The organism is Mesorhizobium sp. LCM 4577, from assembly GCF_001854795.2.
Classification (GTDB): Bacteria; Pseudomonadota; Alphaproteobacteria; order Rhizobiales; family Rhizobiaceae; genus Mesorhizobium; species Mesorhizobium plurifarium.
This window is the reverse complement of the sequence record NZ_MDDU01000017.1, coordinates 51465-70351: the sequence shown is the minus strand read 5'-3', so window position 1 is coordinate 70351 and position 18887 is coordinate 51465. Positions and strand designations below refer to the sequence as shown.

Annotated in this window: 15 protein-coding genes and 1 riboswitch; of the genes, 3 read left to right on the top strand and 12 right to left on the bottom strand. The window is 58.5% G+C overall.

Translation table 11 applies throughout. The features are described from left to right. Positions 1–216: 216 nt before the first annotated feature. From metK to LCM4577_RS19410, 10 genes are all read right to left on the bottom strand, one after another. Entirely contained in the window at positions 217–1413 is a 1197-nt protein-coding gene (gene metK, locus LCM4577_RS19455) for a methionine adenosyltransferase (RefSeq protein ID WP_071072925.1), read from the bottom strand. Positions 1414–1467: 54 nt separating this feature from the next. Further along, on the bottom strand, positions 1468–2805 hold the full coding sequence (gene glyA / locus LCM4577_RS19450) for a serine hydroxymethyltransferase (RefSeq protein ID WP_071072954.1): 1338 nt from the start codon (positions 2803–2805) through the stop codon (positions 1468–1470). 1025 nt (positions 2806–3830) lie between these two features. After that, positions 3831–4187, bottom strand: a complete 357-nt coding sequence (locus LCM4577_RS19445) for a hypothetical protein (RefSeq protein WP_071072923.1) — start codon at positions 4185–4187, stop codon at positions 3831–3833. 742 nt (positions 4188–4929) lie between these two features. Next, a complete protein-coding gene (locus LCM4577_RS19440; protein ID WP_371410061.1) occupies positions 4930–5709 on the bottom strand; it encodes a hydroxymethylpyrimidine/phosphomethylpyrimidine kinase in 780 nt (259 codons plus the stop codon). Continuing rightward, positions 5679–6284 (bottom strand): thiamine phosphate synthase, encoded by a 606-nt coding sequence (locus LCM4577_RS19435; RefSeq protein WP_071072919.1) that lies wholly within the window; start codon positions 6282–6284, stop codon positions 5679–5681. The genes LCM4577_RS19440 and LCM4577_RS19435 overlap by 31 nt, the downstream gene beginning before the upstream one ends. Further along, on the bottom strand, positions 6281–7054 hold the full coding sequence (locus tag LCM4577_RS19430; protein WP_071072918.1) for a thiazole synthase: 774 nt from the start codon (positions 7052–7054) through the stop codon (positions 6281–6283). The genes LCM4577_RS19435 and LCM4577_RS19430 overlap by 4 nt, the downstream gene beginning before the upstream one ends. Before the next feature lie 3 nt (positions 7055–7057). Beyond that, the gene (thiS, locus tag LCM4577_RS19425) at positions 7058–7255 is read right to left on the bottom strand and encodes a sulfur carrier protein ThiS (protein WP_040970504.1); all 198 of its coding nucleotides are present in this window, start codon (positions 7253–7255) and stop codon (positions 7058–7060) included. Between the two features lie 22 nt (positions 7256–7277). Next, positions 7278–8246 carry a glycine oxidase ThiO gene (thiO, locus tag LCM4577_RS19420; RefSeq protein WP_071072916.1) on the bottom strand — a complete coding sequence of 323 codons (969 nt, stop codon included), beginning with the start codon at positions 8244–8246 and terminating at the stop codon, positions 7278–7280. A gap of 3 nt (positions 8247–8249) precedes the next feature. After that, complete coding sequence (gene thiC, locus LCM4577_RS19415) at positions 8250–10094, bottom strand: phosphomethylpyrimidine synthase ThiC (protein ID WP_071072914.1); 1845 nt, start codon at positions 10092–10094, stop codon at positions 8250–8252. A gap of 103 nt (positions 10095–10197) precedes the next feature. Beyond that, a riboswitch (TPP riboswitch) is annotated at positions 10198–10313 on the bottom strand. A gap of 205 nt (positions 10314–10518) precedes the next feature. Beyond that, the gene (locus LCM4577_RS19410; RefSeq protein WP_071072912.1) at positions 10519–11103 is read right to left on the bottom strand and encodes a hypothetical protein; all 585 of its coding nucleotides are present in this window, start codon (positions 11101–11103) and stop codon (positions 10519–10521) included. 813 nt (positions 11104–11916) lie between these two features. On the opposite strand from LCM4577_RS19410, the gene LCM4577_RS19400 reads away from it, so the two are divergent. From LCM4577_RS19400 to LCM4577_RS19390, 3 genes are read left to right on the top strand one after another with little or no spacing between them, the layout of a single operon-like run. Then, positions 11917–12693 (top strand): type IV toxin-antitoxin system AbiEi family antitoxin domain-containing protein, encoded by a 777-nt coding sequence (locus tag LCM4577_RS19400; protein ID WP_071072909.1) that lies wholly within the window; start codon positions 11917–11919, stop codon positions 12691–12693. Then, positions 12680–13600 carry a nucleotidyl transferase AbiEii/AbiGii toxin family protein gene (locus LCM4577_RS19395; RefSeq protein ID WP_198541061.1) on the top strand — a complete coding sequence of 307 codons (921 nt, stop codon included), beginning with the start codon at positions 12680–12682 and terminating at the stop codon, positions 13598–13600. The genes LCM4577_RS19400 and LCM4577_RS19395 overlap by 14 nt, the downstream gene beginning before the upstream one ends. A 34-nt stretch (positions 13601–13634) precedes the next feature. Then, complete coding sequence (locus tag LCM4577_RS19390) at positions 13635–14060, top strand: hypothetical protein (RefSeq protein WP_131803482.1); 426 nt, start codon at positions 13635–13637, stop codon at positions 14058–14060. A gap of 332 nt (positions 14061–14392) precedes the next feature. Here the strand turns inward: LCM4577_RS19390 and LCM4577_RS19385 are convergent, their stop codons facing one another. Both LCM4577_RS19385 and LCM4577_RS19380 read right to left on the bottom strand, forming a co-directional pair. Beyond that, positions 14393–15547, bottom strand: a complete 1155-nt coding sequence (locus LCM4577_RS19385) for a porin (protein WP_071072905.1) — start codon at positions 15545–15547, stop codon at positions 14393–14395. A gap of 1049 nt (positions 15548–16596) precedes the next feature. Next, positions 16597–17724: an omptin family outer membrane protease gene (locus LCM4577_RS19380; protein WP_116390107.1), complete on the bottom strand. Its 1128-nt coding sequence runs from the start codon at positions 17722–17724 to the stop codon at positions 16597–16599. Positions 17725–18887: the final 1163 nt, after the last annotated feature.

The following is an 18887-nucleotide window of genomic DNA, read 5'->3' as shown; positions in this document are numbered from 1 at the left end:
GTGTCGACGAGGATCATCGCGACTTGCYAGCGCATTGCTTTCGGGAAAATCCGCGTCGTGCGCGATGATTTCGACAATGGCTCGCCGATTTAAAGCAGGTCACAATTCACCATCGATGGCTTTCTTGGTCCGCCAACGGACCCCGGCTTTCTTCCATGCCGGCCGGCCGAAGTCTTGTCATAGACGGATGTTGCAGCGTCCTTTTGGCGCCGGATTTCAAGGTGCGGCGAGCCCTGCCTCGCGCCGCAAGTCGTCGGCTCTGTCAGTCCTCTCCCAGGTAAACTCGGGCTCTTCGCGACCGAAATGACCATAGGTCGCAGTCTTGCGGTAAATCGGGCGTAACAGATCAAGCATCTTGATAATGCCCTTCGGTTTGAGGTCGAACAACTCAGGAATGAGCTGCTCGATCCTTCTTTCCTCGACCCTTGCTGTCCCGAAAGTATTGACCATGACAGAAACCGGACTGGCCACGCCGATCGCGTAAGCAAGCTGCACCTCGCAGACGTCCGCGAGTCCGCTTGCCACTATATTCTTCGCGACATATCGGGCGGCATAGGCAGCCGAGCGGTCAACCTTGGATGGGTCCTTGCCTGAAAAGGCGCCGCCACCGTGACGTCCCATTCCACCATAGGAATCGACGATGATTTTGCGTCCGGTAAGGCCGCAGTCGCCGCGGGGGCCCCCGACCACGAACCGTCCCGTTGGATTGACCAGAATTCTGGTGTCTTTCGTTTCCAGGTCGGTCGGCAGGACCGGCTTTATTATTTCTTCAATAACCCCCTCGCGAACCGTCTCTTGCGAAACCTGCTCATTGTGTTGCGTCGACACGACGATGGTATCCAGGGCGACGGGGCGCAGGCCCTCATAGCGCACGGAGACTTGGGATTTCACGTCAGGGCGCAACCAGCTTAGCTGTCCGCCCTTGCGGACATCCGCCTGCCTTTTCGTCAAGCCGTGGGCGAGCTGGATCGGCAACGGCATCAAAGTATCGGTCTCGCGGCATGCATAGCCGAACATGAGGCCCTGATCTCCCGCTCCCTGTTCGAGATCCTGCCCTCGACCCTCGTCAACCCCTTGCCTGATGTCGGGCGACTGCTCGGTGAGGGCATGAATGACGGAGCAACGCCGGCCGTCAAAGCCAACCGCCTCATCGTCGTATCCAATATCAACAATCGTATCGCGGGCCACTTGGCCGTAGTCGACCGTCACATCGCTGGTAATCTCGCCAGCCAGAACGACGGTTCCTGTCTTCACCAAGGCTTCACATGTCTTCACCAGGGCTTCACAAGCGACGCGCGCCTTCGGATCGAAGCGCAAGACTGCGTCGAGGATTGCGTCCGAGATGTTGTCGGCGAGCTTATCCGGGTGTCCCGCGCCAACCGATTCGGAAGAGAAAACGAACTGCCTAGCCATGAAATGCCTCGCTTCGGGTGTTGGAGTTTGCATGGGCATTTTTCTTAGCCCGCTTTATCTGTCGGTGATGCCCGGGACCTCGAATGCAGCGCATAACTCGGCAACGTCTTTTCGCACGCTGGCATGAACATCCGGATCGTTGGGCTGGCGACAGACCAGGTCAATAAAGGCAGCGATCTGCACCATTTCCTCCTCGCGCATGCCCATTGACGTCACTGCTGGCGACCCCAAGCGAATTCCGCTTGTGACCGCCGGATCGCGCGGATCCCCCGGCACCATATTGAAGTTCGTAATGATGCCTGCCTTTGATAATCGCTCGGCATAGGCCTTGCCCGACAGTGGTCGATCGCGCATGTCGAGGATGAGCATGTGATTGTCGGTCCCACCGGTAACCAGGTCATAACCTCGCTCAAGCAGCGCCTCGGCCAGAGCCTTGGCATTCTTGACGGTCTGTTGCCCGTAGATACGAAATGCCGGGGTCGCCGCTTCCTGTAAGGCGACTGCTAGCGCAGCGATAACATTCATATGTGGCCCGCCCTGCAGGTGAGGGAAGACCGCGCGATCAATCCGCCTGGCGAGATTGTATTTGCTTTTCGGATGACAGAAGGCCTGATAACGGTCCTCATTCCTCGACAAAATGAATCCCCCGCGAGGGCCGCGGATCGATTTATGAGAGGTGCTGCTGACGACGTCGCAATGGCGTACCGGATTCGGATGCGCACCTGCCGCAATCAGGCCGCTGATGTGCGCAATGTCGGCCACGAGATAGGCGTTCGCCTCTCGAGCAATTTCTGCCATTGCCGCGTAGTCAAAGACACGCGGATAAGCAGTTCCGCCGATCCAAATGAGCCGCGGCCGTTCCCGCTTAGCTGTCTCGCGCAAGAGGTCATAGTCAATTTGCTGGGTCTTTTCGTCTAGCCCATAGGGGACTCGTTGGTAGTCGGTTCCGGAAAAGTTGATAGCCCAACCATGAGTCAGATGACCCCCTTCCGGAATGGGCAAGCCCATGACTTTGTCGCAGGGCTTCAAAAGCGCGCGATAGACAGCCTGATTGGCCGGCGAGCCGGAATAGGGCTGGACGTTGGCGTGTTCGCTTCCAAATAGTTTCTTCAAGCGCTCGATGGCGAGGTTCTCAAGCTCATCGACGATCTCGTTTCCCGCATAGTAGCGCGCACCCGGGTACCCCTCGGCGTATTTGTTTGTGAAAATCGACCCGGTCGCTTCGAGCACTGCCGAGGAGGCAAAGTTCTCAGAAGCGATTAGTTTGAGCGTCGTGCGCTCCTGTCGCTCTTGTCTCAGGAGCAGTTCGTGGACGCAGCTATCAACCGAGGCTAAGGAAGAGCGTCCGTAAGTCTCGGGCTGCGCGATGCCGCGCTGGTCAGAGTTATCCATCATGGGCTCGCGCTCCAATTGGGTCGATCTATTTCACGATCAAGCAGGCTGTCCCCTTCGGCTGCTCGTTTTGTATCGCTTCGAGTCGTTGTAGGTCTCGTTCATGATAGCCATCGCAGTGGGGCAGGAGATCGACTAGCAATTGGACCAGGCCGCCGTCCTTATCTCCTGTTTTGAGTTGGTAGGAGCGCCACGGGCGCTGTTCGTCGCAGCAAAGAAAGTCGGCTTTGGCGAGTAGCCGGACGTGTCCCACAACGCGATCGCGACGCAGTCCCAAAATGTCTGCCAGCTCGCAGACCGTTAGATTCGCATGCGCGCAAAGGCCCAGGATTCGAAGACGATCAAAATGCGCTGCCGCCCGTAGGCGACTGACCAGTGTCATCATTGTTCTGCATCAAGCCGCATGGAAAGAATGGACACTCGTTGCACTGAATTTGTCATTGGGCGTTCTCCGCAGACCAGCAACTTTCGAACCGATATTGTCTCATCGCTTATATCACAGACCGGACACTTTCGAGATCGCGAGGATACGTACTTATTTCCACGCGTGTAATTGTTTTGAACCAGCAGTGATTGAGTTGGAGCAACCCACGATGGCAACTCTTCTTGCTATTCACGTCTAGTCATAGGTTTCGTGCGGTTCGGCAGTCGCAGAATGGGAAGAACCGCGGTTTTGAGTCCTCTGGCTGACCTGAGACGTTGAGACAATCCTACCATTCTCAGCGATTTCGGGTTGCTAAGAGTCTATGATTTTCTTTGAAGAAACTGTTGCAATTCCTGCTTGCCGAGATGCCGGTCAAGATGGGCCGAGTCGCCTGGTTTCAAACCAACGGGGCACCGTCGCCTGGGGCAAATGGTAGGGATGGAAGAATGCCAAAAACCCCCTTCCTTCGAAGCGCATCGATCGTGGTACGGGCCTGCGGCTTTTGGATTTTGAAGACGTGCTCGACAAGATCGGGCCAGCAGTCGCAACCGCGCTGAGATGAACGCATAGGGCGTGAAAGCGCTTAATGGTGGTGCCTTCGTTACGCTCCAGGCAGCGTGACCGTCGACGCCACTTCGAAGACGTCAAGCAGAATTGCCAGCCCGACGCCGCATGCAGTCAGGATGAGGCCGGCCATGAAAATGCGGTTGGCCCGTTCGTAGACGTGGCGTCGCAGTGAACTCATGTCGAGCAACAGCGACAGCGCCCGCATCTGCGAGGCTATGCCGACCAGGATTGGGACCACTGCGAACAGGTCGTAAAGTCGCCACGGAACCGGGTTTGCCGCCCAATGTGTGACGAAACCCAGCGAAAACGCCAGCAATATGCCGACGACGGTGATCGTGCCGTTCCGGAATACGGTCTCGATCGGTTCTTCCTTGGGGTTGTGCTCGTCCAATTGTCTCTCTCTGCAGGTCTGCGCAGTCGTCGCTCAGGCGTGAACTTGAAACCTAGGTTCCTTCGAACGCTGGATTTTGCGACTTCGGGCTGGCGGCGTCATCGGGATCGATCAATGAGTCCACCTCTTGATATGGGAAATGAGCAAAACTAAGTCGGCATGGGCGCAATGCTGACGAAGGGTGCCAGTTCGAGCGGGCCCCTATTGGCGCGCGGTGCGGAGGCCAACGACAGTTCAGTCTGACGGTATCCTAGTCAGTGGCATTGAGGCCGACGAGGAAGCGGCAGGCGGCATCATACGGGATATGATCCGATTGGAAGTCCTGGGCGTGGCCATCATTGATCAGGAGTGCCTGCCAACCTCGGTGCCAGCTCAGGAGCTCAATATACGCCCGCCACCTTGCTCATATTCTGCGAGCCTCAAGGATCGTCGCCAATTTTGTATCGATGAGGAAAGCCATTGCGGTCGGCTCCAAAACCGGCGTCGTATGGGCGCTGCCGTGAAGAACATTTGCCATAGGGCATCCTCACCCTGTCGACTGAGGTTTGACGATGCGCCATTACGCTCGGGGACTGCACGTCTAGCTCCCGCCGCTTATTGTCGCCCGAACCGAGAATCATTCACCAATGGACGAACCAGAGCCACAAAAGCGGTCTGGATCCAGATGCTTTCGTCATGAGACACCGGCCGGCGAACATGATCCTTCGAGGCGAAGCAGGGGCGACTATCGCGAGCCCGATCCTCACACGGGGTTCTTCGAAATCTTTTCGAAGACAAGAAGCTTGGCCTGGAGCACGGCTTTCTCGATCGAATCCCCGATCGCCAGATACGCCGCAATAGCGCTGGCCAGGATACAGCCAGTGCCGCGCATCGATCCGGCAAGCCTGGGCATATCGAAGCGGATGGGTTCCCGGCCGCGACTCAACAGGATATCTGTGGACCTCGGCCCCTCCGCGTGGCCGCCCTTGATGAGCAGCGCCTGCGGCCCTTCCGCAAGCAATCGCCTTTGCTGCCGCAGCGCGTCATCGTCGCCCGCGGCCAATTCCGAGCCGGTCAGCACCGCCAGCTCGATGAGGTTGGGCGTGACCAAGCGGCAAAGCGGCATGAGATCACGCTTCATGACGTCGATCGCACTCGATTCCAGCAGCGGCCTGCCCGACGAGGAAGCCAGCACCGGATCGAGGATTGCCGGCGTGCGCGGATTTTCGCGCAGCACRGCGGCGACGGCAGCGATGATCTGCGCAGTTGCGAGCATGCCGATTTTGATGGCCGCCACCGCGTTGGCCTGCAACGCCGCCCGCATTTGATCGGCCACCAGGCCGGGTTGCATGTGACGGATATCCCTAACGGCGTGGTGCGTCTGCACCGTTACCGCGGTGACAGCAACGCAAGTGCGCAGACCGATTGAAGAGATCGTTTCGATATCGCGCGCAATTCCGGCGCCCCCGCTGGAATCCGATCCGCCAACGACAAGCACATTCATGTTTTGACTCAGCGCCATTCCTCCGTCTTTTCGATCCATTCCCTGGTGCGCGCCTCGGGATCCGGGTTCAGCGTTATGTCCGTCACCACCGCGGCGCTGTCGGCGCCGGCCGCGAAAACGCCGTCGAGCCGCTCGGGATTGAGGCCGCCGATGGCGACCAGCGGAATGGGTGTGACGGCGTCCTTCCAGGCTCGAACCCTTTCGAGCCCCTGCGGCGCCCATTTCATCTTCTTCAGGATGGTCGGATAGACGGGACCAAGCGCTACGTAGTCGGGCTCGGCTGCCAGCGCCGTTTCCAGTTCGGCATGATCGTGGGTGCTCAGTCCGAGCCTGATGCCGGCTGCCCGTATCTGCTGGAGGTTGGCGGCTTGCAGATCCTCCTGGCCGAGATGGACGAAGTCGCAGCGCTCCTCGATCGCGAGGTGCCAATGATCGTTTACGATGAGCTGGCAGTCATGTCGTGCGCACAAGGCCTTTGCCTTGCGGATTTCCGCCCGCAGCCTGTCCTCGCCCATGTCCTTGATGCGAAGCTGCACCAGCCTGACGCCGAGCGGCACCAGCCGCTCGATCCAGGCGGCGCTGTCGACGATCAGGTAGAAGGGATCGAGCTTCATGAAAATACCGCCCTGCCGATTGTAGGCGTCGATGGCACGGCGACGTCGCGCGGCTCGAGCAGCCCCGAACAGAAGGCTTCGCGACCGGCATCGACCGCCTTGCTGAAAGCCCGCGCCATGCCCACCGGATCGGCAGCCTTGGCGACCGCCGTGTTGAGGAGCACGGCGTCAAAGCCGAGTTCCATGACGGTTGCCGCGTGCGATGGTCGTCCGAGCCCCGCATCGACGATCAACGGAACGTCGGGGAAATGCCCGCGCAGCGCGCGCAGCGCCATGATGTTGATCGGTCCGAGCGCCGAACCGATCGGCGCGCACCACGGCATCAGCACCTTGCAGCCTGCCTCGAGCAGCCGCTCGGCGACGACAAGGTCGTCGGTGGTGTAGGGGAATACAGTGAAGCCGTCCTCGCAAAGGATGCGTGCCGCCTCGACCAGAGCGAACACGTCGGGCTGCAGCGTGTCGTGGTTGCCGATCACTTCGAGCTTGATCCAGGACGTGCCGAAGACCTCGCGCGCCATCTTGGCGGTCGTCACGGCTTCCTTCACGGAGTGACAGCCGGCGGTGTTCGGCAGCACCCTCACACCGAGCGAACGGATCAGCGACCAGAATTGTTCGCCGGCCCTGCCGCCGGCCGTTTCCCGGCGCAGCGAGACGGTCACCACCGAGGTGCCCGACGCCTTGACCGCTTCGGCAAGGATCGCCGGCGAAGGATATTGGGCGGTGCCCAGCAGCAGGCGCGAGGCCAACTTTGTCCCGAGAAGATCGAACATCGGCTAGCCTCCCTGCATGGGCGACAGGATTTCGATCCGGTCGCCGTCGCTCAAACGGAATTCAGGGCGTGCTGCGGCGGGCACGACATCGCCATTGAGCGCGGTGGCGAGCCAGCCACCCTCATAGTCAAGCTCCTTCAAAAGGGCGGCGAGCGTCGTCGCCTCGACCTCAAGCGCTTCGCCATTGACGATCAGCTTCATTGTCAAACTCCAGGCCGACAGATCAATTGTCGGCAGATGCATTAAAGAGAAGGCTGGCAGCCTGCTCGGCCATGGCCGGTGAGAGCAGGAAACCGTGCCGGTAAAGGCCGTTGATCGTGATCGTGCCGTCCTTCCAACGCTTAACCCGCGGCAGATTGTCGGGATAGGCGGGACGCACGCCCACTCCTGTCTCGACGATTTCGGCCTCGCCGAACGCCGGATGCAGTGCGTAGGCCGCGTTGAGGAGCTCCATCAGCGAACGGGCGGTGATCGGCCCATCGTGGTCGCTTTCGATCATGGTCGCACCGACCATGAAGTGATGATCGGCCCGCGGCACGATATAGATCGGATGGCGCGGATGGAGGAGACGCACGGGCCGGGCAAGCGAGACATCACGTGTGCGCAGGAGCAGCATTTCACCGCGCACGCCGCGCAGGTCGTCGTCGCTTCGCGCGATGCCCGTGCAGTCGATCACCTGATCGAAGTCGGAACAGGCAATTTCGCCTGCCTCGAGGAGAAATACGACGCCCATGGCGCGGAGCTTGCCGGCGAGGGCTTCGAGAACCCGCCGGGGATCGAGATGAGCTTCACCGGCAAAGAAGAGTCCCTGGCGGAAGCGGCCGGCAAGATCGGGTTCGAGGGTGGCAATCGCCTCTTCGTCGACGGACTGACAATTGCGCGTACGAGCCGCAAAGCGGGCAAGCTCGGAGGCGTCGCGCGCATGGGCGACAACGAGAGTGCCGGCCCTTGTCACGAGTCCGGGCAGTGCCCTTTCCCACCAGTCGGCCGAAGTTATGCCGAGCGTGACAACCGCCTCCTCGGCGCTTTCGCCTTCGCACCAGGGGGCGAGCATGCCGCCGGCGAGCCAGGAGGCATTGCCGCCTATCCGGCTGCGAATTTCGGCAACCGTGACCGACGCACCACGCGCGGCCAATTCATGGGCGGCGGTGAGGCCTGCCACACCGGCGCCTTTGACAAGGACGCGGCACATGGCTCAGTGCCTCTCCTGGTCTTTCTGCGCCAAAGCCTGTTCTTCCGCTCCGGGCGTTTCGACCGGCATGTAGAGATCGCCGCCTGCGCGATATTTCTGCGCCATTGCCGCCATCCCCTCCTTCTGCGCTTCCGCGCGAATGTCGTGGGAGATGCGCATGGAGCAGAATTTCGGCCCGCACATCGAGCAGAAATGGGCCAGCTTGTGCGCCTCCTTGGGCAAGGTCTCGTCATGGAGCGAGCGCGCCGTCTCGGGATCGAGCGACAGGTTGAACTGGTCTTCCCAGCGGAACTCGAACCGTGCCCGCGAAAGCGCGTCGTCGCGGATCTTCGCCGCGGGATGCCCCTTGGCAAGGTCGGCGGCGTGCGCGGCGATCTTGTAGGTGATGACGCCGGTCTTGACGTCATTGCGATCCGGCAGGCCGAGATGTTCCTTCGGCGTCACGTAGCAGAGCATGGCCGTGCCGAACCAGCCGATCATGGCGGCGCCGATGCCGGACGTAATGTGGTCGTAGCCCGGCGCTATGTCCGTCGTCAGCGGCCCCAGCGTGTAGAAGGGCGCCTCGCCGCAGACGGCGAGCTGCTTGTCCATGTTCTGCTTGATCTTGTGCATCGGAACATGGCCAGGGCCTTCGATCATCACCTGGCAGTCCTTTGCCCAGGCGATTTTCGTCAGTTCGCCAAGCGTCTCCAGCTCGGCGAATTGGGCTTGGTCATTGGCATCGGCGATCGAGCCGGGACGAAGGCCGTCGCCGAGCGAGAAGGAGACGTCGTAGGCTCTGGCAATGTCGCAGATCTCGTCGAAATGCTCGTAAAGGAAACTCTCGCGGTGATGGTGCAGGCACCATTTCGCCATGATCGAGCCGCCCCTGCTGACGATGCCGGTAACCCGGCCGACGGTGAGCGGGATGTAATGCAGCCGCACGCCGGCATGGATGGTGAAATAGTCGACGCCCTGCTCGGCCTGCTCGATCAGCGTGTCGCGATAGACTTCCCAACTCAGATCCTCGGCGACACCGCCCACCTTCTCCAGCGCTTGGTAAAGCGGCACCGTGCCGATCGGCACCGGGGCGTTGCGCACGATCCATTCGCGAATGTTGTGGATGTTGCGGCCCGTCGACAGATCCATGACCGTGTCGGCGCCCCAGCGGATCGCCCAGACCATCTTTTCGACCTCTTCGGCCATCGAGGACGTGACGGCGGAATTGCCGATATTGGCGTTGATCTTCACCAGGAAATTGCGGCCGATGATCATCGGCTCGCTCTCGGGATGGTTTATGTTGGCGGGGATGATCGCGCGGCCGCGCGCCACCTCGTCGCGTACGAATTCCGGCGTGACGAAATCCGGTATCGATGCGCCGAACGCCTCGCCGTCCCGTTGCAGCCCGTTCCGCATGATCTCCCGGCCGAGGTTTTCGCGGATGGCAACGAATTCCATTTCGGGCGTGATGATCCCGGCGCGCGCATAGGCAAGCTGCGTTACCGCCTTGCCGGCCTTGGCCCGCAGCGGACGGTTGCGGATCGGAAACTCCCGCGTCAGGCGCTCTCCTGCCGCAAATCCGTTGTCCTCCGGCCTGACATGGCGGCCGTCATAGGATTCGACATCGCCACGCGCCACGATCCAGTCTTGCCGAACGCGGGCAAGACCCCTTTCGATATCCGTTTCAATCGCGGGATCGGTATAGGGGCCTGATGGATCATAGACCGTCACCGGCGGCTCGCCGGCAGTTGGGTGAACGGCGATCTCGCGCATCGGGACCTTGATCTGCGGATGGCGGGCGCCGGATTTGTGGATCTTCCGCGACGCCGGCAGCGGTCCGGTCGATACGGTGGGGGTCAAGGCATTCATTTGAGGCTCCTTTGCTCGTTGCATTGGAGACCCAGTTCTGTGCCGGAAGGATGAAAAGACGCTTCGGTTTACCTGCCGAGACAGGTCTTCGGGCATGAACTCCCGTAAAGCGCTTGCACCGTCCCTACGCCAGTATGAACTGGATCAGGTTCAACGGGTCACTGCGCCGCAAAGCCAGCAGTATCTCAGCCCCTTGCCGGGACTCCCCTGGTGAATGCTTGCGAATTGACCGGGCCAGCGCCGCTTTGTCAAGCGCCTTCAGGCAGCGGGCAGACCGCGGCGCTGATCGGCTGCTGATCAAACTGCGGGAAAAGTTCGCGCATAAGGCGGCGACAAATCGCGCGCACGAGTAGAGGGCGGGGAAGGGATAAGAAGATTGTCAAATCACCGGACTGAAAGTTCGGTGCTTGCGATGATCACGCCTTCAATCGGCACCAAAGGTTTGCGCGTAGATCTCCTCGATCCGCTCTGCCTCGTCATTCGTCAGCGCGGCGAATTCCTTTTCGCGGGCGCGGTTCGATAGCTGGCCGCCGTTCTGGTAGAGGAAACGGAAGAGCAGATCGATCAGCCGCTCGGGCATGTCGATAAAGGCATCCACATGTTGCCGGAACTGATCGTAGCGCTGCAGAAACGCGGTTTCGTTGGGAAGATCCCGTTCGATGGTTCGTGGAACGCAGGCATAGAGGAATTCGGCGTGCGGGCGCCGCCGCCATGAAAATTGGGCTCTTCTCTCGAATTCCTGTTCAAACCGGCCAGGGACTATGAAAAATGAACCTACTCCCTGAAAATTGATGCTCCAAGCCAGACTTTGCCGAAAATGGATTCTAGAACCTTCCTGAGATCTGCGTGTTTCGCCCGGGTCGCTGGCCAAGGAATGGAGCCTTTCGTTTGCCGACATCGAATTCGTGAATGCCAAGCCGGTCGGTTCGAGGCTCGGACTGGCGGTGCAGCCGAAGTTTTTCGCAGCCTTCGCATATTTCGCCACCTCGACGGCTGAGGTTCCCGGCAAAGCGGTTTCCTACCTGACTGACCGCCTAGCGTTGGCGAGACCGATTTTGACGGTCACGATTTTTCAGGGCGCTCGGGACGTCGCCATTGCCCGGAAATACTGCGTCATCTGGGTTGTCGGCGCATCTCGGTCGGGTCGGCCCGCAGGTGGATTTCCGTGCTTTGGAGGCTGGCGCGTCCGAGCCAGAGCGAGACCTTACGGACATCCCGGTCGCCTGCAGCGTGTGCATGGCACAGGTGTGTCTCCTATATCGATCGAGACATAGGAGACACAGCGCTGCCATGGAGTTGCTACAGGGGCGGGCGTCGATTGCTCTGTCATTGCCCTGTGGCTGGGCCATAAGGCGATCGAAACGGCGCTGACGTATTTTCATGCACATCTTGAAACTGAAGGAATCCGCCCTCGCAAGCTGAGGCCGTACGAACGCGTCAAGGCCGAGCGATTTCGAGCAAACGACCGGCTTGCGGAATTCCTGTATGCCCTTTGAGAATGAGAACTATGCCGAGTGTCGACCACCAGTTCCCCGCTGGGACTGGCCGGGAGCGCGCGCGGACCGTCCCCATCAGAAGAGGCGCTCGGCATAGTTCGACGGTCGGCATAAATCTGCATTAGTGCCGTCGATCCCTTAGCATATCTGACCAGCACGCTCGCCGCCATCGCGAAAGCAGACCCGGCCAAAAGACTATCGGCGCGGGAGAGGGGGCCCATAGGGTAAGCTGGTTTGAAGTTATTGGTTTTTACTAAGTATGGCTACGCAGATAGCGGCATTTGCAAACCTTGAGTTTGGTTTGAATATGTGCTATTTTACTAAGTATGACTAAGCAAAATGACGGAAAGCTAAACCAGCTAGAACGCACCTTACCCGAGGGCCTCATTGTCGATGCGGGCTGGATGGAGCGTCACGGCTATTCAACCAGCCTGCGCAGCCAATACGTCTCGGCGGGATGGCTGGTTCAGCCGGCGCGTGGCACCTACAAGCGGCCCCTTGGCGAATTGACCTGGGAAAAGGTCATAGTATCTCTGCAAAAGCTGCTCGGAAGCGATCTGATCGTAGGCGGGCGCACCGCCCTAGATCTTCAGGGATTCAGCCACTACGTGTCAGCGTCCGGCCTCTCGAAGATACATCTATATGGCACCAAGGCGCCCCCCAGCTGGCTTGCAAAACTTCCCCTGAAACAGACGTTCCGGTTTCATCGCTCACAGGTTCTGTTCAAATCGGCTACTGGCTCGATACGCGAGCTACCGGGATCGTCAGACTGGCCTATGAAAGTCTCGACGACCGAACGTGCGCTGCTCGAATTGCTGGACGAGTTGCCAAACCGCGAGAGCTTTCACCAAGTTGATATGCTCGTCGACGGCCTGCGTACATTAAGTCCGAAACGGCTCCAAAGCCTTCTTGCCGACTGCAAGAGCGTTAAGGTCAAGCGGCTATTTTTCTGGTTTGCCGAGCGGCACAATCATGTCTGGCTCAACCAGATAGATCGCGGTTCCCTCGATCTCGGCACGGGCAAACGTATGCTCGTCAAGGKCGGAAAGCTCGATCCGAAATATCTCATAACAATACCGGAGGATATCGGTGCCCCTGTCTGAACAATATCAGCGCCAGGTGGCACTGCTCGTCGAGGTCATGCCATTCGTGGCCGGTGAAAAAGAATTTGCCCTGAAAGGCGGAACAGCCATCAACCTTTTCGTGCGGGATATGCCGCGCCTGTCTGTTGATATCGATCTGACCTATCTGCCTGTCGCGCCAAGACCGGAGTCACTGGCTGCAATCGACGCTGCAATGAAACGCGTAGCGACAGCGATTCGCGCCGCGCTGCGCGGACTGCKGGTAACTGAAGTGGAGAATGTCCGCGAAAAGATCGTGACCAAGCTGACGGTTCAAAGACCCGATGCGCAGATTAAGATCGAAGTCACCCCGGTCTTGCGCGGCTGCGTCTTTGAACCAACCGTGCGCTCAGTATCACCCGCCGTGGAAGCCGCCTTCGGATATGCCGAAACACATGTCGTCTCATTTTCCGATCTCTACGCGGGCAAAATAATGGCGGCGCTCGACCGGCAGCACCCGCGTGATCTCTTCGATATTCGCGATCTGCTGGCAAACGAAGGGATCGATGATGATCTGCGCCGCGCCTTCGTTGTCTATCTCATCAGCCATGACAGGCCGATTTCAGAGGTCATTGTCCCGCGCCGCAAAGACATTGCGAAGGAGTTCGAGCAAGGGTTCGATGGCATGACGGCAGAGCCTGTGGCTCTTGTTGATTTGTTGACCGCACGCGAAATGTTAATCGCTACGGTAGTGGGAAGCATGCCAAAGGATCACAAAGACTTCCTAATTGGATTTAAGCGTGGCGAACCTGATTGGTCGCTGCTGAACGTGGACGGTGCTGAAGCGCTGCCAGCCGTGCGGTGGAAGCAGATGAATTTAGACAAGCTCCCGCATGAAGCCCGTGAGAAACTAGTGGCTCAACTCACGGCGGTGTTGAACCGTGGCTAGAGGCTGTTTGCGCCGGTTGATCGGATGGATGTGCATGACCGCGGAAAGAATCAAACCTCAGATGAAGGACAAGGAACTGACCGAGTTCGCGACACGGTTCCTCACCGCGTATGCCGCTTCCGCTCAGAGTGGTAATGGCGACCCTGCAAACTATGAAGGCAAATCGGCCTTATTCATTAGGTCCGGAGGTCCGGGTGGTATCGTCGAAATAACCGACGGGATTGCCCAGGCCCAGGGCGGCTTCGTCCACCGCGCCGCCACGTTACTAAAATCCAAGGCCGGTCACGAAAAGGCAATATCCGAGATTGGGATAGACCATGCACATGACTTTATCGCAGGGGATGGGCCGGTTCAGAATGCGGTAACCGCGATGATGAAGGCGGTGTTTGAACAGGCGGACGCTTCGTTCGAGTATTTGGCACCAAACTACCTGATAAAGCTGGACCCTGCGGCGGTATAAAAATGGCGCACCCGACAAGAAGTTGGGACCTCTGCCTTCGGAGGGCAACTTGGTTTCAGTAATGCTGGACGGGTCGGGATTCCCCACGGTCGAACGCCGCCATGCGGCGGATCGGTGACGAACCCACGTGCAACGACGTATCTGAGCCGACGGCGACGCTGGACTTCCTTGCAGGATCGACAGGCTCATGCATCCCGCGGTATGAGCGCCCGAGCATGAATGTCGCCCGCAGAATCGCCCCATGTCCGGATCTCGAACGTCATCCGGCCTGTGGTAGAGGCTTCCAATCTCGCCTTGCGGCGCTCAATTAAGCGGATGCAACTCTTCGTCCTTTAAAACGAGCGTTGGAAACGCAGGATGCCGCCGACGCTGTTGTTTTTGTCAGCGTTAGTCCAGTTCACGTTGGAAGGATCCACCATGCCGACCCCGAAGTCGCCGCAGTGGTCATAGTCGACCTCGGCAGTGACCGTGAAATCTGGAATGAGCGTATAGGCGACGTTCATAGCGACACCATAGTTCTTGAGCTGATCACCCGAGACCTGAAGGTTGAACGAAGTCGTCTCGTTGAACTTGTAAGTGGCGCCAGCCCAGAAAGCCCAGTTGCCGCCCCAGGTTTTGTAAAAGCCGCGGCCGTGAGCGTCGATTGCGTTAGTGGAATCGTCGTTGAGCTTGCCATTGGAGCCGTAGCCGAACATTCCGAATAGCGACAGCTCGTTGGTAATATTGACGTCGAGGCGGATTTTGCCAGCCACAGATCCGTAGTTGCTATCGTAAGCGGCAACACCGGTGATTGCGCCCCACTGTTGCGCGTATTTCAGGCCGCCGACCACGTGCGGTACGTAGCTATCGATGGTGCCGGCCACGCCTTCGCCTTCTTCGAGCGAGACCACGGCCGAAAAGCCGTTACCGGCGCCAAAGTAGTACTGGATGACATTGGTTTCGAGATCACCGTAGGGAACGAGCGTCTGATTGAGCACGTTGCCGGGATAGCCAATAAACATGTCGAAGGCGGACCAGTCCTTACCGATTCGAAGGTCGCCAAGCTGGATCCAGGCGAAAGTCAGGCTGAGATCTCTATTGGAGGCATAGTTTTGAGTACTGCCCGGATCCGAATAATCGTTGAGGTTACCAAAATCCATGTGGGTTTCGGTATAGGTCTTCAACGTGCCGAACTCGGTTTCCCGGTTCGTCCAGGTCTTCACCGTGAAGCGGGCATTCTTCTTCCAGGTTGCATTGGTGCTGCCGTCCTCGTGGTCGGTTGCCTTTGCCCCATCCAACGAGCCGACGTCACCCAAGGCGGTGTCATAGCGGACATAGCCGCCGATGCGCAGGCAGGTTTCGGTGCCTGGGATATAGAAGAAGCCTGCGCCATAGACGTCGCAGATCTTGACGTATTCGCCCGCGCCTGGCTCGGCGTTGACGGCGCGGGCATCGGAAACGGCAATGAGGGTCGCAGCTGAGCCGAGAAGAAGACTCGTGAAGTTCATTTGATCTCCGTTCAAACATATAAAAGAGGAAGGACGTCGAAGAGCGGATCCTCCGCTTATCCCTGCGATCTAAAAATGAGGCGCAATGCGCTGCGCCATCCGCAGCGCGACGAACCAGTCATGGCAACGGTTCAACAACAAAGGCGATGAAGCTAAATCATATTATCAAATAATATTGGCATTTATTAATATATGAATTGCTGCAATAAAGCACATTAGTTCACCCTTTGTGAGCCAACCGCCAAAGTTATGTCCGTCAGTTGTGGGGAGACCCTCACAACGACTTCCACAGTTGCATACGCAAGTGGCGTGCCATCCTGGCGATGCAGCTGCGGCCTGACACCCAATTTGCCGGCGGACCTTGGTTCGCGCTCCCTTCTCATTTTGCCTTGAGATCAAGCCGCACACGAAAAACGCCAGGGTTTTGGATGGTTCGCGTGTTCGATACGCGACAGGTTTCGTTCAAAGGCGACAGCTTTTGTTTGTTGTGAGCTTCGATGAATGAGACATCATGCGGTGACACCGCTCGGTACGCCAGGTGGGTGCCGCATGACGCTGACATAATGGTCATGAGCGAGACTGGGCATGTGAACCTTGCGGTGAGGCCCAGGCCATAAGCGTCATTGCCGTTTTCTCGACCCAACTGAAGGCCAAGGACGAGGGCATCGAAAACGGTCTTGTTCGCATACGGGCGGCAGCACCGCTTCGCGGTACGCGCGGTTGCTGTCGCATTCGTTGCTTTTCTCGACCGGCTCGCCTTAACGAGGCATGAGTGCAGGGAACCAGCACGACTGCGAACGCCCGAGAACGGGCGCTGCCAACGTGTCGAGCGCCTTTGACCTCGCAGGGCAGGGCGCTCTGCTTGGCTGCCCGTGTTACAATCCTTCGTCCGGCTACGGTGACAGGGTTTAAAGGCGTGTGCGTTTGCACACGAGCCTCACGGCTGCCGTACCCGTTCGCCGGACTCAGCCTGCTGCGAAATCGGCTGCGTTTGATCATCCAACAGGACTGCGATTGTCCAACGGCAACTTGGCGCTGGCGGTGCTTTCTCAGTTGAACTTGATGCTAGCCTGGCCGAACACGCCGTAGCGTTCAACCTCCCAATGCTGGATCGCCGGGCTACCACCGCCCGGCGTCTCCTCGAAATGAGCGGCGCCAATAGCTGATGCGCGCCAGTAGCGGCCGCCGAAGCCGATGTTGAACAAATCCGTGACTTTGTAGTTCAACATTGCCTCGAATTGGACGCCATTCCCGTTCCCGTCCTCGGGAATCGGATTGATCTCTGGGCGCAGATGGTGCTGATCCTTGCCGTCAAGCTGCGTGAACAGCACTGCGACGTCACCGGAAAGGCTGAGTCGTTCGGTGAGTTGCGTCTCCCCGGCCAGGCCGAGTCGCAGCGAATGCCAATCGTTATCCTGGCTGATGACGCCCATATTGTTCGTAATGGCTGGTACGCAAATCCCCGGATTGGCCGCCTGCTGCGCGCAATGGATGGCATGGTAGCTCTCGTTCCAGAAATTGTAACCGACATAAGCACCCATGCGGTACCGCGGCGTGTTCCAGAAATTATATCCGAGGTCGGCGGTGAAATACGTGATGCGACCGTTGTGCTGATCCGACAACGTGCTCGAATAGGATTTCATGGACAAAGAGGGGTGCACGAAATCTTCGTCGGTAAGAGAACCCTTGGGGATCCCGCCCGCACTGAGGAAGCCCTTGACGAAGATGCCAGTCGGATCGTGGGTCGCGTTGAGGAAGACTTCGCCCGATAGGACACTGAGATCGTCGTATGTGAGCCGCGACACCATCTCCGCGCCGTCGACGTTGTAAAGTTCCTTCGATGCTTCGCCGTTACTGTACCAGTAGCGTAGCCCGCCCTCGAATGAAAAGACCGGGGCCACTGCGTCGGCTCGCACTGCCGGGTCGGCGAACACCGCGCCGTCGGCAGCGGCCGCACTCGCCGACAGACCGCAAAGCGCGATATAGGTTATAAGCACTCGCCGCATCGGCAGATTCTCCTTTGTGTTGATTTTCGGGTTGGTCGCGGACGTCCTAAATTGGCTAGGTTGGGCCGACTGCAGAGTTGGTCTCCAGGCGAGAGGATGATCGTGGCAAAGTGCCTGTGCAGCCCTTTGCCCGGCCATTGCTTGCAGTGCGGCCGCTTGCTTCTTCTGCATCGGGAGTTCCTACGGTACGGCCTGATCCCAGCAGGCAGCATGGTGCGAACATTGAAACACTCTCCGCGAGACGCGTTTAGCGACACTCGAAGCAACATGCGTGCCAAAGAAAACTCTTTAGACGCATGTCAATCGAGTGGCGCATGCCCGGCATTTGTCGCGCCTCGCACAATGTCAAAGCACCTGTCGCAAATTGTCGATGAGAGGCTTGCGGCATGAAAGCTCTTCAATTTCTGAGGAGCTCGTGACCTTCAAGGACAGCCTGTTCGACCGACCCGCGAATGCCACGCCGCCAGGTTCCCAAGGTCGGAGCCACGGCGCGGAAACCCCTCGCGTAAGTCCGGCCCCCACTGTGAAAACGCCCGCTGGGCGCGACCAGCGACCCCGGCTGGTTTGTCTGGATCGAACCGATGTGGTGTCGGCCGGGTCAGGTTCTGGTTCCGATTATTCGCGCGCAACGGAATCGTCCGTTGGCTTTTTGATCCGCATCAGTTCACGTCGGTCAGCATGCTTGAGCATGGCTGTTGCCACTCGCGTCGCCAGCCGTGACTTCCGGCTCGCGAACGTCCGATGAGGCATCTCGCCCCTTCGGCGTGCCGACAACTAATATATGAGGACATATCGATTGGTTTCCTTCAAATTCCTGCAAGGAATTCGACAAAATAGCGACGCCGCTTTACCCGCAAGGCGCGGAGAATTGGTAACTAATTGAAATTTAAGCCATCGCTGCATCTGGCATGACGTTTGCTCTCTGCTGTTTAACATGTGAAGACGTTATAAGAAATATAACGCGTGTTCGATTGGATTTTTATTGAATGTCACAAAAACAAACACGGAATGGAGCAAGACGATGGAAAGTGTCATAGCAACAGCAGCTTTTCTTATGGTGTCGACATTAGCGTTCGCATTTGATGTAAACGAAAACGATATGCTAAGTATTGATGCTCGAAGGGATACCAAGACGTATCCTTGCGGCCGCGAGAAGACACTTCCATCTGTTAAATGGGAAAGCGGATGCGTCTTCGTCGATGACTTGYCGCACGTTCAATCCGGCCTGCCTGTTGTGATGTACATCTGACAGCTATCCCGGCCCCAGACGCAATACGCGCCAAATACCCTTTGCRCAGTGCCTAGCATGGTGCCGGCCCGAACCTTGGTCCAGC

Coding starts and splice junctions, on each gene's coding strand:
- metK (WP_071072925.1), bottom strand. CDS start 1,413: ATGGCTAGGCAGTTCGTTTTCTCTTCCGAATCGGTTGGCGCGGGACAC.
- glyA (WP_071072954.1), bottom strand. CDS start 2,805: ATGGATAACTCTGACCAGCGCGGCATCGCGCAGCCCGAGACTTACGGA.
- LCM4577_RS19435 (WP_071072919.1), bottom strand. CDS start 6,284: ATGAAGCTCGATCCCTTCTACCTGATCGTCGACAGCGCCGCCTGGATC.
- LCM4577_RS19430 (WP_071072918.1), bottom strand. CDS start 7,054: ATGTTCGATCTTCTCGGGACAAAGTTGGCCTCGCGCCTGCTGCTGGGC.
- thiS (WP_040970504.1), bottom strand. CDS start 7,255: ATGAAGCTGATCGTCAATGGCGAAGCGCTTGAGGTCGAGGCGACGACG.
- thiO (WP_071072916.1), bottom strand. CDS start 8,246: ATGTGCCGCGTCCTTGTCAAAGGCGCCGGTGTGGCAGGCCTCACCGCC.
- thiC (WP_071072914.1), bottom strand. CDS start 10,094: ATGAATGCCTTGACCCCCACCGTATCGACCGGACCGCTGCCGGCGTCG.
- LCM4577_RS19390 (WP_131803482.1), top strand. CDS start 13,635: ATGACCGCGGAAAGAATCAAACCTCAGATGAAGGACAAGGAACTGACC.
- LCM4577_RS19385 (WP_071072905.1), bottom strand. CDS start 15,547: ATGAACTTCACGAGTCTTCTTCTCGGCTCAGCTGCGACCCTCATTGCC.
- LCM4577_RS19380 (WP_116390107.1), bottom strand. CDS start 17,724: ATGCAGAAGAAGCAAGCGGCCGCACTGCAAGCAATGGCCGGGCAAAGG.